This window comes from Psychrobacter sp. H27, assembly GCF_059072655.1.
The window spans coordinates 2,806,018-2,819,351 of sequence record NZ_JCACRX010000001.1 but is presented as its reverse complement, the minus strand read 5'-3'; the positions used below and the strand labels follow the sequence as shown (position 1 = coordinate 2,819,351).

10 protein-coding genes and 2 tRNA genes are annotated in these 13,334 nt (G+C 45.4%); 4 read left to right on the top strand and 8 right to left on the bottom strand.

The genetic code is table 11. The features are described from left to right. Positions 1-46 precede the first annotated feature (46 nt). A complete protein-coding gene (locus AC5JPY_RS11695) occupies positions 47-328 on the top strand; it encodes a hypothetical protein (protein WP_493852537.1) in 282 nt (93 codons plus the stop codon). A gap of 161 nt (positions 329-489) precedes the next feature. Continuing rightward, positions 490-1,347: a methyltransferase domain-containing protein gene (locus AC5JPY_RS11690; protein WP_493852536.1), complete on the top strand. Its 858-nt coding sequence runs from the start codon at positions 490-492 to the stop codon at positions 1,345-1,347. A gap of 64 nt (positions 1,348-1,411) precedes the next feature. Here AC5JPY_RS11690 and AC5JPY_RS11685 read toward each other — a convergent pair whose 3' ends face one another. The 7 genes from AC5JPY_RS11685 to AC5JPY_RS11655 all read right to left on the bottom strand — a co-directional run bounded on the left by AC5JPY_RS11685 (position 1,412) and on the right by AC5JPY_RS11655 (position 11,899). Continuing rightward, positions 1,412-2,737, bottom strand: a complete 1,326-nt coding sequence (locus AC5JPY_RS11685; protein ID WP_319049998.1) for an ABC transporter ATP-binding protein — start codon at positions 2,735-2,737, stop codon at positions 1,412-1,414. 124 nt (positions 2,738-2,861) lie between these two features. Next, a complete protein-coding gene (locus AC5JPY_RS11680) occupies positions 2,862-4,538 on the bottom strand; it encodes an ABC transporter permease (RefSeq protein WP_319049997.1) in 1,677 nt (558 codons plus the stop codon). A gap of 157 nt (positions 4,539-4,695) precedes the next feature. Then, positions 4,696-5,823: an extracellular solute-binding protein gene (locus AC5JPY_RS11675; protein WP_493852535.1), complete on the bottom strand. Its 1,128-nt coding sequence runs from the start codon at positions 5,821-5,823 to the stop codon at positions 4,696-4,698. A gap of 264 nt (positions 5,824-6,087) precedes the next feature. Further along, positions 6,088-6,810, bottom strand: coding sequence for a 16S rRNA (uracil(1498)-N(3))-methyltransferase (locus tag AC5JPY_RS11670; RefSeq protein ID WP_493852534.1), 723 nt, complete (start codon positions 6,808-6,810; stop codon positions 6,088-6,090). Positions 6,811-6,891: 81 nt separating this feature from the next. Further along, positions 6,892-8,508, bottom strand: a complete 1,617-nt coding sequence (locus AC5JPY_RS11665) for a 3-deoxy-D-manno-octulosonic acid transferase (protein WP_319049994.1) — start codon at positions 8,506-8,508, stop codon at positions 6,892-6,894. 145 nt (positions 8,509-8,653) lie between these two features. Next, complete coding sequence (locus AC5JPY_RS11660) at positions 8,654-10,153, bottom strand: sel1 repeat family protein (protein ID WP_319049993.1); 1,500 nt, start codon at positions 10,151-10,153, stop codon at positions 8,654-8,656. 108 nt (positions 10,154-10,261) lie between these two features. Beyond that, positions 10,262-11,899 (bottom strand): cardiolipin synthase, encoded by a 1,638-nt coding sequence (locus tag AC5JPY_RS11655; protein ID WP_319049992.1) that lies wholly within the window; start codon positions 11,897-11,899, stop codon positions 10,262-10,264. 281 nt (positions 11,900-12,180) lie between these two features. Here AC5JPY_RS11655 and AC5JPY_RS11650 point away from each other — a divergent pair. Next, positions 12,181-12,256, top strand: a tRNA-Val gene (locus tag AC5JPY_RS11650). A gap of 52 nt (positions 12,257-12,308) precedes the next feature. Continuing rightward, a tRNA-Asp gene (locus AC5JPY_RS11645) sits at positions 12,309-12,385 on the top strand. Between the two features lie 204 nt (positions 12,386-12,589). On the opposite strand, the gene modB is transcribed toward AC5JPY_RS11645, so the two are convergent. Next, complete coding sequence (gene modB / locus AC5JPY_RS11640; protein ID WP_319049991.1) at positions 12,590-13,291, bottom strand: molybdate ABC transporter permease subunit; 702 nt, start codon at positions 13,289-13,291, stop codon at positions 12,590-12,592. Positions 13,292-13,334 lie beyond the last annotated feature (43 nt).

Here is a 13,334-nt window from a genome sequence, read left to right as displayed (position 1 = left end):
TTGAACACGCCCTACTTAAATAACGACCTAACAGGCTACTTATATTATGGATATCATTCTTGCGATTATTTGGATTTTAGCAATGGTGCTATATAGCTTTTCGAGTGATTATGTTGCCAGCTTTCCTAATCATAACAATCGTGCCGTACCTTATGTCCGCTGGGGAGCACTTTTGATTGCTATGGCTTTATCCGCGTACTTGGCACAAGCCTACCAAGAAAACCTACAAGGTAGTGGTATGTGGGTGTTTGTTATCGTCGTATTTATCATCATTGTTTTATCGAAATTCGTTTTCAAATGGGTTATTAATAGACGTTTGAAACGCTAGGCTGTACTGAATATTTTTCTATAGTCAAAGAAATCTAAAACAGCTACAAGGCAGCCGACCGAAGATTGTACATATAGTACCTCTAGGGAAGGTAACACCGTAGCGGCTTAGTAATTCGATGACTATACTCCAAACCTCTCACTTATTGATCTAAATACCTTATGCCAATTAAACATCAAGACAGCCACCCTGACCCAACCCACGCTACAGCATCAGAGAGCAAGCGAGCAGATCGTAGCTTCGATACTATTGCTGATCATTTTGAAAAAAAGGTCTATGGTGGGCTAAAAGGTGAGATTCGACTGGCGGTACTGCGCCGTGATATTTTTGAATATAGCGCGCAAGTTAGTGAGGCGCTTGGGCGACCTCTACGTATCTTAGATGTGGGTGCAGGGCTTGCACAGGTTGCGATAGAGCTCGCCACCCAAGGTCATAGCGTAGTCATTAATGACATATCAGCGAATATGCTCGAAAAAGCAAAAGCGAGTGCAGATCAGATTGAGCAAAAATTAGACATCACTTGGTATGTCTGTCCCTATCAAGCGCTTGAGGAAAAGCTGGCCCACATAGAAACAGAAAAGTTTGATTTGATCATGTGTCATGCGCTACTGGAGTGGCTCGCAGAGCCAGCAGCGGTCATGAACTTTTTTGATCAGTATTTGACCGATAATGGCGCGTTATCTTTGTGCTTTTATAACCCAGCCAGCTTTGATTATCGCAACCTGATTATGGGGAATTTTAATTTACTTGATAATAATGACTATAAGGCAGACAACAAGAAAAGCCTGACACCCAACCATCCGGTTGCCAAAGAAGAGGTTGAGCAGTGGTTAGAGGCGCATGAGTACAAAACCGTGCGCAGCAGTGGTCTGCGAGTATTTCATGATTATGCCCCGCTCAAACGCGGTGGGCATAACGACCCAGATGCAGTGATACGAATGGAGTTACGTTACTCACAGCTAGAGCCGTACAAGTGGCTTGGACGATATTTACATATTTTGGCAACGAAGTACGCTTAATTAGTGTCTGGTGATATCAATGACAAAAGCCATTATTTCTTATAAATAATAGCTTTTATATTTGCTAGAGACTTTCATCGACTCTTGATGACCTATCATATTCTGACCACGTGGTCGCATTGATGTCTTTTTCATCAAATACGACCACATGCTCTAACAACGGCAAAATTCCAATATGTGAGCCAATCGCATGATTGTGGTGGCTGGCAACCAACGACAGGACAGTCTGCCCATCATCTAGTTGCAATCGGTACAAATAATTAGCACCGCGAAAGACGCGTCCCACCACCAAGGCTGTCTGCGTACTGTCATCATCATGAATAATGTCATCAGGACGTACCAGCACTTTGATCGGCGTGCCGTTTGGATAGTCATACTCACAGTACTGTGGTTGGCCCGAGTCATCATAGACTTCCATACGGCGATAAATATTGCCCAGTGCTGTTTTTACATGCCCTTCTTTGATGATACCGTCTATCATCGCACCTTCACCAACGAACTCCGCGACAAAAGGACTAACAGGCTCATGATACAACTCGCTTGGAGTCGCCCACTGTACCAGTCTACCCTTATCCATGACCCCGACTTTGTCTGCTAAGGCAAATGCTTCGTTCTGATCATGAGTGACCAATATCGCTGTGGTATTGGTGCTTTTGAGAATATCGCGGACATTCATTGCCAGCGATTCACGTAATACCACATCTAGGTTAGAGAACGGCTCATCGAGTAGCAGTAATTTAGGTTTTGGTGCGAGCGCCCTTGCAAGAGCCACACGCTGCTGCTGCCCACCAGACAGCTCATTTGGACGTTTGTCCGCATGTTCAGTCAATTCAACTAAGCTCAGCATTTCTGCCACTCGAGCTTTTTTATCAGCAGCTGACCATTTATTGAGACCAAAGGCGATGTTTTTGGCCACGCTTAGATGACCGAAAAGCGCGTAATCCTGAAACACCATCCCCATGCCACGTTTGGCTGGTGCTACGGCAAATGAGTGACGAGTGGTTTTTTCGGTCAAGCGCTGGTTGTTTAAGTGAATGGTACCGCCGCGGCTTTGCTCTAGTCCTGCAATCGCTCGTAATGCTGTCGTCTTTCCGCAACCACTATAACCTAAAAAGCAGCCAATCTCTCCTTGCTCGAGCATCAACGACATGCCATTGACGACAATAGTATCATCGTAGCCGACGATTAGGTTTTGCACACTAAAATAAGGGTTGCCAGCGAGAGTTCTCTCATTGTCTTGGCGTACGCTATTGGTTTTTTCTAAAGGCTCGCTGGGCTGCCTCGGCAATATCCGAGCTTGGGTGAGTGGTGATTTTTTGGCAGGGATGATATCTGCCCCAGCCTTGACTGACTTAGGATCTGATGAGTCGTTGATTGAGTCAGTATACATAGACAATCCCAGTTCGCTATTGGTAAGTACAGTTTTAGGTAAACAGTAAAATAATAATATCAGTTACGCTAAGCGCTATCGAATATAGCAGTTTTTTAAGCAGCAGCAGTTAGCTTTGTTGTTATTAGCTATGTTTGTCACTTTGACGCAATAGTATCCAGACAGGCAGTAAACCAACCAACACAATCAATAGACTGGGTAGTGCTGCCCGTCCCCACATACCCTCGCTCGTCATTTCAAACACTCGCACTGCAAGCGTATCCCAGCCCTGACGCCTTGTCATTAATGTAATTGGCATCTCTTTCATCACTTCCACAAACCCCATCAGCAGTGCCGTGAGCACGCCGGGGCTAAGCACAGGTAACATCACATGACGCCAGCGCTGATAGGCGCTATCGCTTAGTAGCTTTGCCGCCGCCTCTTGATTGACAGTTAATCGTTGCAGCTGCCTGTCTACTGGCTGAAAGCTCACCGTCATAAAACGTGTCGATAATGCCAGTAGCATCACGATGACACTACCAGACAACACTTGCTGCGAGGTAATACCAAAGGCAATCATTTGATTATCAAGCCACGCAATAGGAATAAATATACCTACTGCCAATACCGTACCAGGTACCACATAACCTAAATTGGCCAATGTGGTCATAAGCTTGGTCGACTTATCAGAATACTGCCGTTTGATCCACGCAATAATAATTGCCAAAAAGGCAATAAAAAGCGTGGTCATACTAGCAATCATGAGGCTATTGGTAACAAAATCAATATAGCGCGCATCAAAATCTTGGCGAAAGTTCAATGCTGTCCAATAAATCAGCTGTAAAACTGGCACTAAAAACGCCACCAAAAATACAACTGTGCATAGCAAGGTCATACCTATTTTGGCAGGCTTGCTAGCATCAAAGCGTTGATTACTGCCTTGCGTCAGTGAGCTACCACGCTTGGCCTGCCAATACTGCTCAAACAATACCACGATAAAGATCACACCGATGAGCAACGCGGCCAGCTGCGCCGCCGTAGTCAAACTAAAAAAGCCAAACCACGCCTTATAAATCGCTGTGGTAAAGGTATCAACATTGAATACTGACACCGCCCCAAAATCTGCCAAGGTCTCCATACTTGCCAGCAACAATCCGCCAATGATCCACGGTAATGCCTGCGGCAATGCCAACCGAAAAAACACTCGGCTCCGGCTCAAGCCCAGCATCTGCCCTGCTTCAATCGCTCGCCTGCCTTGAGACAAAAACGCCTGACGGGCTAACAAATAAACGTAAGGATAGAACGCCAGCGACAAGACTAAACCTGCACCCCATACGTTACGTACTGACGGAATTGCGGTGCTGATACCAAAATCGCGTAACCCTGTCTGGAGCGGCCCACTAAAATCAACAATACCGATAGTAACAAATGCCAATACGTAGGCAGGTATCGCTAGCGGCAGCATCAGTGCCCACGAAAAAAACCGCTGACCAGGAAAACGGTACATACTGGTCACCCAAGCAAGAGCCGTACCGATAATGCCTGAGATTACCGTCACCATAAGCAATAAAATTGCGGTGTTTTTGAGCACTTGTGGCAGCACATAGTCTGCCATATGCACCCAAATATCTGCAACTGGCTGAGTCCACGATAACAGCACGATCAAAATTGGCACCAGCATAAACAACGAAATCAGCCCTAAGACTGATTTCGATATAATACGTTTACGAAGGGCGTGGTCTTGGCTGATAGCCTGCTCATCATCGACACCGTCATGGACGGTGTCGTTCTGAGTAAGGGACGTATCTGGCGTTGTGATCATATTCTCATTACCATGTCATACTCATCGAGACCTTATAAACTGATACCAAACTCAAAATTATCATTGCTTTGACAACTATGTCTCAATGACTTATCTGTGAAAACTGTTCGTTAAATCATATATTTTTGAGCTTGGTATATCGATTATTGGTAGCCTCTTATTTATAGCCCGCTTTGTCCATCATCTGGATAGCTTGGGTTTGTAGCTCACCGAATTTCTGTACATTGATATCGTCTTTCTTGAACTCACCCCAGGATCTGAGCATCTCTGACTCATCAACCCCTTCTTTGACTGGGAATTCTTTGTCTGAGCTGGCGTACAGACCTTGTGCCTCATCAGATGACAACCACTCTATAAGCTTAAGCGTACCATCTGGATTGTCCGAGCCTGCAACCACGCCAGCGCCTGAGATGTTTACATGCGTGCCCGTGGTATCTTGGTTTGCCCAGAATATCTTAACAGGGAAGTTTGGCTGTTCGTCCAATAGACGACCATAATAGTAGCTATTGGCAATACCGACTTCACACTGACCAGCAGCAATCGCCTCTAACATGCTGGTATCATCACTGAATACATCAGTCGCTAGATTATCGACCCAACCACGGATGACGACTTCGGTTTTCTCTTCACCCAAATGCTCCATCATACTAGCCACAAGTGACTGGTTATATACTTTTTTAGAAGTACGCAAGCATAACTTGCCTTTCCATTTTGGGTCCGCCAGATCGGCATAAGTAGATAATTGGTCAGCAGTGACCTTGCTTGGATCATAGAAAATCGTACGCGCACGTAGCGACAAACCTGTCCACTGACCCTTTGGATCACGATACTTTGCTGGGACATTGGCCTCTAATACAGACGACGCTACTGGTTGTAGCAACCCTTGCTCTGCCGCTTGCCATAGGTTACCTGCATCTACGGTCAGTAACATATCAGCCGGAGTATTTTGACCTTCGGCTTTTAGGCGAGCCATGAGCGGGCCTGTTTGGTCTGTGACCAATTCAACCTTCACTCCTGTCTGCTCGGTATAACGATCTAGTAGTGGTTTGATGAGCTGTTCGTTACGTGAAGAATAAATAGTAATCGTTTGGCCATCTGCGCTAGTAGCACCATCATCGTTAGCTACTTGTTGTTCAGTACCAGCCGCTGGCGCTTCTACTTCCGCGCTCTCTTCTGTAGTAGATGAATTGCTACAGCCGGCTAATCCCAACATCATGCCAAATACGGCCGCAGGTAAAACAAGCTTTTTAGACGTTAGGTTAGCGCTGATGGTATTCAATGACATGGTTTTCCCCATAATAGTGCTATAAAAAAGGTACAACAAATGGTAAGACAAAATGGCTATAAAACCCTTAAATATCAGGAGTCATAAGACCATAATATGTGAGAACAACATACTAATGGAAATGATAGTAGTTATCAATACATTTATTGAACTCAGAAATACACCCATTATTTACCTTAAGTGCTATTTATGGATACCAATTACAGATACCGAGAATTTTCGTTGGAGACTCGTTTTCAGAAGTTTTAGAGATGTGATATTAGATTAGAGCAGCCACTGTCCCAATATAGCATTGACTGCAGCTTCTGTACGCAATATGCGGGGACCTATATGTACAGGCGTACAGCCCTGCGCTGCGAGTAACGCAATCTCATAGTCGATCCAGCCGCCCTCAGCACCGATGAATACTATGCTTGGTAGTCCTAGAGATGAGTTGCTCTGTAGCCATTCAGAAAATGACTGCTCTCCATAAGGGTGCGCAACGATCGCTTGATTAGTCATCAAACATGGCAAGGTATCTTCGACGAACGGCTTAAAGCGCTTTTGTAACGTAATCCTAGGCGCAATCGTATCAACCCCTTGCTGTAGTCCTTCTAATACAAACTCATCGAGGCGCTCAAGCATCGGACTTTGCCAATAGCTTTTTTGTGTGCGGTAGCTATTAATCAGAACAATACTACGTACACCAAGCGCCGTCATATCAATGATCAGACGCCGTAGCACTTTAGGACGTGGCAAGGCCAAAACAACCGTCACATCTGGTTTGGCAGGCGGTATAGCGTCGAGCTGGACATTGCACAGTTGAATACGGTCAGGTGCAATACTCTCAATAGTAGCTGTACCCAAATGACCACCGAGCTGTCCGATTTTTAGCGTGTCACCGACTTTTGCACCCAGCACTTTATTGACATGATTGACTTGTGCCAGAGCATCAATTTTTGCTTTGTCTGTCGAGAAGTTCTCAGCAGGTAACAGTATACAGTTCATAGCATCTCTTGGTTTAGCTTCTTAATAACTGGTGCTCTAATGGCTAATTCTTTGATCGTTAGTTTTATGAATAGCCAGCTCTTATACAGCCTGTTCTCGAATAGCGTATTGCTCGATGACATCTTCGATCATCGCAAATTGACGGAGCAATACTGCTTGCTGCTGCGCGGTTGTTTTCTCACCAACCTGTCCTACCGCTGCTGCTAATGACAGGTCGCTTAACCAGCGCTCTAACTGTTGATAAATAAGTGCGGTGTCATCCGTACTGCCAGTATTACCAGTAGCGTGGTTGTGAGAGGGTTTGTTATTGCTATTTAATGTCTGTTGATTTGGAGTGCGTTGTGCCGTTTCGGATGACTCATTCATTACAACTGAACGATAACACTCGTTGTTTGGTTGATATAAAGCGCCTACCTCTGCCAGCTTATCGACCACACTTTGGCAAGACTGGGTATAGCGCCCCATGATGACAGGCGTTGCCACGCTAGCCGGCTCAACTGGATTGTGACCGCCTATATCTACCAGTGACCCTCCCACTAGTGCAACAGTTGCCAGCGTGTACCACGTCATCATCTCACCCATACTGTCTGCCAAATAAACTTGCGTGTCTGCACCAATCGGCTCATCGTTACTGCGACGAGCCATAGTGAGCCCAGTCTTTTGAATCAGTTCTGCGACCGCATCAAAGCGTTCAGGATGCCTAGGAACGATAATCAACAAGCTCTCAGCCAGTGCTGATTGTGACAATAGCTGTTGATGCAAGGATAGTGCCACCGCCTCTTCGCCCTCATGCGTACTCGCTGCGACCCACACTGGTCGACCTACTGTGGCAAACTCTTTTGCCAGCTGATTTTTTTGATGTGCTATATGTGCATACACCTCTGCTGTATCGGCGTCCTGATCATCAATATTGATAGTATTACTATTGGCTTTGGGTGTATTGATGACCCACTTTAGTGACCCTGCCACGCGAATTTGTGCACTATCAGCCCCCAATTGTCTGAAACGTTTCGCAGAATCGCTGTCTTGTGCAATGATGAGAGCAAGATTTTTCATCATGCTGGTGCTGACTGCCGCAATTTTTTGATAGCTCTTAAAAGAAGCAGACGATAGACGACCATTGACTAAGACGCTAGGTATCTGGTGCTGAGCCAGCTTGGTCAAGATATTGGCCCACAGCTCGGTCTCTACAAATAGCGCAGCGATAGGCTGTACATGAGCCAAAAACGTCTCAATCACAGCAGGACTATCGACAGGCACATAGCTGTGACTCATGCGACCTTGGGCTATCTCATCTACAAAACGACTGGCACCGCGAGCAAACCCTGTCTGTGTGGTATTGGTCAGCCATATCTGATAACCATTCGCCATTAGCATATCTAACAAAGGCGCAACGGTATTGGTTTCTCCAAGCGAGACCGCATGGCACCAAATAACGCCTTTATGATCTTCATCGATAGCTATTGGGGGCGATGGGTATTGCTTCCCAAAACGTTGAGCCACTTCTTGCTGGTAGTTGTCGCGTTTATGAGAGCGACGCCACACTTGCAAGCGGTACAGTGGCTTTAGCAAACTGATCAGGAATTGATAATAAAACGGCGTCTGGTACACCGCCTTTTCAGTCAATGGCTGACTGTCTGCTAGCATAGTGTCCGCCGGGTTCGAAGCGTTGTCAGATGAAGAATGTGTTGATGGCATTGAGCAGCCTAAATTAGTAATGGATCAAACAATAGGAGGGTAAATGTGAAAACGCGCCAATTTTACCTGAAATCAGCGCGTAACAATAAGCTTTTAAACGGTTACTGAAAAACAGTTACTAAAAAAAGAGCACTAAAAACAGCTACTAGACAATAATCAAAATCAATAATGCGATTAGGATCACGGCGCCAAATAATAACTGATAACGTTTAGTACTGTGCTGCTCTTGTTTTTGGGTTGTGATCAATGCTTGCGCTTGCTCCCATTGGCGTACTAGATTGGCAGCTTCCATATGCCCGTTGTCTGAGGCTTGCTCCAACCAGTACTTACCATTAGTCATATCTTGAGGGACACCTACTCCTTGGTAATACAGTTTGCTGAGTAAGCGCTGTGCACGGCTATCGTTTTTGCTAGCGGCTTGCTTCACCCAATCCACAGCCGCTTTTTTATCGCTTTCATTATCTGCCGTCAGTCCTTCGCCCAACAACTGATACATTGCCAAACGCAGCATAGCAGCCGTATTGCCAGTCTCGGCCGCTACTTGCAGGGTTTGCAGCGCTTTATTCTTTGCTTCGATATGATCATCTGAAAAGACAATTTGGCTGCGAGGTTTGTCCTGCTTGGCAATATGCTGCTCAAACTGATCAAGCACTTTGCACGCTTTTTGGTATTCAGCCACACCTACTGTTTGTGGTACTTCAATCTCATCCAATTCTATGAGCAATTGCGTAAACATCTCTGGGGTTGGCGAAGTTTTTGCTGGTGCTATAGGTTTGGTGACTGGCTGTGTCACTTCAGCCACTTCAGTCAGCTCAGGGCGCACATGGTTATCTACTGGTAACGGTGCAGCGCCCATCGATGGCTCAGAGGTCGTAGCGATAGCAGAAGCTGTCTCTGTGTCGGCTACTACCCTGTCAGGTTGAGTCAACGGATGACTGACAGGTGCCTTTTTTAACTGCTCATGGACATTGGCTATTGCACTTGTTTCAGTGTGTGCACTTGGCGTTATCGTCGACTGTACGCTTTGGGCCGCATCGGGCGTTGCTACTTCACTCGTATGATAACTCGATGGATCAGAGAGGTCTGGCAGTCTTGTCTTAACTGCTTGGTACAATCCACTAGCAATCTGCCCACCTTGTACTGCATCAAACGGACGATCAATATGACCAAACAAACGCAGTCCTATCGGCTCCAATGCAAAAAATAAAGGCCTAGCATCAGTAGCCGCATTATTATCATTATAGCCAACCGCCATATGCTGATAAAAGTCATCAGTGCTGAGTGGCAACTCAGAATAGCGCTTACGTAGCTCAAACTGACCATACCAATGGGGCCTGCTTTGCCACTGCTGCGCCAATACCCGTCCTGCATAAAATGCCAAAAACACCAAAAAATTACGGTAGTACTCATCGACTAATAAGGTCGACTCATCCCATATGCCGCTCTTAACCATATCACGGCGTACCTGAGACAATAACGTATCGATACGTTGCAAACTCTCAAGTGACTCATCCAGCACACAAGCATGTAGCTCTGCCTCGTATGCGATACCACCTGCGACAGGACGTCCAGCCAGAAAATCCTGCCAGTAGCCTGCTGCCATATAATCCAGCGGCGTTAAGGGCGATGCAGACGATACAGACATAGACAGGCGAGTCCTTTTAGTAGATAAACTGGTCGTAGAGACGAGACAGTTAGCGTGATCACACGATTAAAAATCTGAATAGCTTACCTTAACCCAAAAACCAAAGCGCTACAATAACGGACTGAACAAGCGTACCACATTATCAAACAAGCGCTTTGAGCCATGGCGCTGCTGCCACTCTTCACTATTCAAGATACGACAGTTTTGCAAGTAGACCTCTTGGCAGTCAGCCACTTGGGCCACCATCTCTGGTGTATAAATCGCCAAACTGACTTCCATATTCAAATAAAAACTGCGCATATCAATATTGACCGTGCCAAATAGACAATAATCGTCATCGATAACCACGGTCTTGGCATGTAATAAACCGCCTCGAAACAATGCAATGGTCACGCCAGCATCGAGTAGCTCTTGGTAATAGGCCTGTGACGCATGCTGTACAAGGAAAGAATCAACCTTCTCAGGAACGATAAGCGTCACCTCTACCCCGCGTTTAGCCGCTATAGTCAATGCACCTGATAGGGATTCATCAGGTACAAAATATGGCGTGGTGATGCGAATGCGTTTGTTGGCACGATGGACGACTGTGACCAACGTGTTATATATCACGTGAGCGGTCAGCTGCGGGGCTGAAGGTATTAACTGCGCCAATACCTTATCGACAACAGGCATCTTTGGTATCACAATGGAGGTAGCACCAATCTCTGGTTGCTCATGCTCATCAATAGTATCGTCCAGTACCTTCACTCGACTATTCAAGTCATTGATGGTTGGGTCCATCACGTACAGCTTACGCGTATAGTTATTGACTCGCTGATGCAACTGGGCAAGATTATCGTTATTTTCGGCGCCGATATCTGTCACGATAACCTTGGCCATCGCTGTATTAATACTGATAGCCTGTTGACTGGTGGTTCGTATCGCCACATCAATCCACTGTCCAACGTTTTTATTTTGTTTAAAAAACCGTGGATCAACCAAATTAAAGCTGCCGATATAACCAATATGTTCATCAATGACGACCATTTTGCGATGATTACGCAAATCAGAGCGCTTAAACAATGTCTTAAACAACCCTACTGGCAATGACTGATGAACAAAAACACCCGCCTTTTCTAAGCGGCGATGCTCGCTACTATTGATAAAGCTAAAACTACCCACACTATCGGCCAATATATGACATTCCACCCCACGCTGCGCCGCTACAGATAGCGCCTCTATTACCTCTAATACTTGTCCTTTTGGGTATACAATATAAAACTCCATAAAAACAAGGCGCTTTGCTGCATGGATATCCTCTATCAAGCGCTGGAAAATCAAAGCAGGATCTGTCAACAACTGCATCTGATGATTGGGGTATATTCCAAGCCCTGTCCAGCGTGTTCCAATTTGACTGACGCCGCGGTATTTGATTGGCAATAGCTCCTGACCTTTATCGAACACCAAATGCGCGCGGCGTGCCATATCATTCATCACGATACTTGCTTGATCCACACGCTCACGATAGCGTCGTCCGATCATCGGCTCGCCCAATAATATGTACGCAATCAGACCGAACACGGGCACCGTATAAAGCACAGCAATCCAAGCAATGGATACCCCAATATTACGCTGTACTGACACCACGCGTAACGTCATGACAATCATGAGTACAATATGCAATATCAGACCCAGACCTGCAAAGTCGCCCAACGACCAATTGGTGAAGGTCTGTCCAATAGTAAAAGTATTTATGCTGACCTCCATCAATGATGCCTAAAAACAAAGTAACCGTAGTATAGTAGCTTTTCATTATCAAACAACAGCTAACGATAATTAATGGGTTATGAAAAATGCCAATCAATATCGGCCTTATGCTGTTGTTTTTAATAATATTAAAAAATTATTATGAATTATTTCATAAAATAGTCAAAATAACGTTTGACAGCCATGTGTAAATCTATATAATACACACCCACAGCAGCAGAGCTTAGTGACAAACTTAGAGCTCAGTTGATGTTGAATAAATTGCATTGCAATTGTTCGAGGGGTGATTAGCTCAGTTGGTAGAGCGTCTGCCTTACACGCAGAATGTCGGCGGTTCGAATCCGTCATCACCCACCACTTCTTAGCAAGTGGGCTCCTTAAATAAGAGCAAAAAGCTAAGACGACCTAAGCAGCGGTAGTTCAGTTGGTTAGAATACCGGCCTGTCACGCCGGGGGTCGCGGGTTCGAGTCCCGTCCGCTGCGCCATATTTAAAACGAATTTAGACTGTAAAGTTTAAGCAAGTTTCGCCTCAAACATTAGATTGTTTGAGGTTTTTTTGTGTCTGTGTTTCTTGCTTTCCATATTTCCTCTAACATCTATACTTTTACTGATATAGGTATCTCTCAATAAGCCTCTATTTTGCATTAGTGATAGTTATAATCATTTAACGGGCATATATCTGTTTATGACTATGGACGCTGATTCATGCGGCTGACACTGGCAATCAACGCCACCATCACCACCCCCATAATAATTAAGACACCCGACATCATGTGCGCCGCCTCATAGTTAAGTGCTTCTACTTGTTCATATATTGCAATCGACACCACCTTAGTCTCACCAGAGATACTGCCGCCGATCATCAGTACGACACCAAATTCGCCAATGGTATGAGCGAAGCTCACTAAACTGCCCAAAATGATACCCACGCGTGCTTGCGGTAGGGAGATTTTGATAAATCGGCGCAATCGACTGGGCTCTAACAGGTGAGCCACTTCCGTCACACTTTGGGGAATACGCAAAAACTGTGCATATACTGGCTGTATATAAAAAGGCAACGAGTAAATAATCGAACCGATCACCAATCCTTCAAAAGTAAAAATCAATGAACTGATATTATGCTCAATGAGCCACTTACCGATACCAGCATTGGGGCTTAGTAGTAGTAGTAAATAAAAACCAATGACGGTAGGTGGTAGCACTAGAGGCATAGCAATGATGCCCATGAGGACTACTTTGAGACGTCCCATAGCTTGTCTACGGCTAGGTTTTGCCAGCCAATAAGCGATAGGCGTGGCAAATAGCAATAGACATAAGGTCGTAACAGTAGCGAGCTTGATACTCACCCAAAATGGACTGAGCATATCTGACATAAGAGACGGGTCGATCATATAATGTCACTGCTCGTTTTATAGGTAGAATGTCTAGTCTAAC

Excerpts from the sequence above, each read along its gene's own strand:
- AC5JPY_RS11695 (WP_493852537.1), top strand. The coding sequence starts at position 47 with ATGGATATCATTCTTGCGATTATTTGGATTTTAGCAATGGTGCTATAT.
- AC5JPY_RS11690 (WP_493852536.1), top strand. The coding sequence starts at position 490 with ATGCCAATTAAACATCAAGACAGCCACCCTGACCCAACCCACGCTACA.
- AC5JPY_RS11655 (WP_319049992.1), bottom strand. The coding sequence starts at position 11,899 with ATGGAGGTCAGCATAAATACTTTTACTATTGGACAGACCTTCACCAAT.
- AC5JPY_RS11670 (WP_493852534.1), bottom strand. The coding sequence starts at position 6,810 with ATGAACTGTATACTGTTACCTGCTGAGAACTTCTCGACAGACAAAGCA.
- modB (WP_319049991.1), bottom strand. The coding sequence starts at position 13,291 with ATGATCGACCCGTCTCTTATGTCAGATATGCTCAGTCCATTTTGGGTG.
- AC5JPY_RS11660 (WP_319049993.1), bottom strand. The coding sequence starts at position 10,153 with ATGTCTGTATCGTCTGCATCGCCCTTAACGCCGCTGGATTATATGGCA.
- AC5JPY_RS11675 (WP_493852535.1), bottom strand. The coding sequence starts at position 5,823 with ATGTCATTGAATACCATCAGCGCTAACCTAACGTCTAAAAAGCTTGTT.
- AC5JPY_RS11665 (WP_319049994.1), bottom strand. The coding sequence starts at position 8,508 with ATGCCATCAACACATTCTTCATCTGACAACGCTTCGAACCCGGCGGAC.
- AC5JPY_RS11680 (WP_319049997.1), bottom strand. The coding sequence starts at position 4,538 with ATGATCACAACGCCAGATACGTCCCTTACTCAGAACGACACCGTCCAT.
- AC5JPY_RS11685 (WP_319049998.1), bottom strand. The coding sequence starts at position 2,737 with ATGTATACTGACTCAATCAACGACTCATCAGATCCTAAGTCAGTCAAG.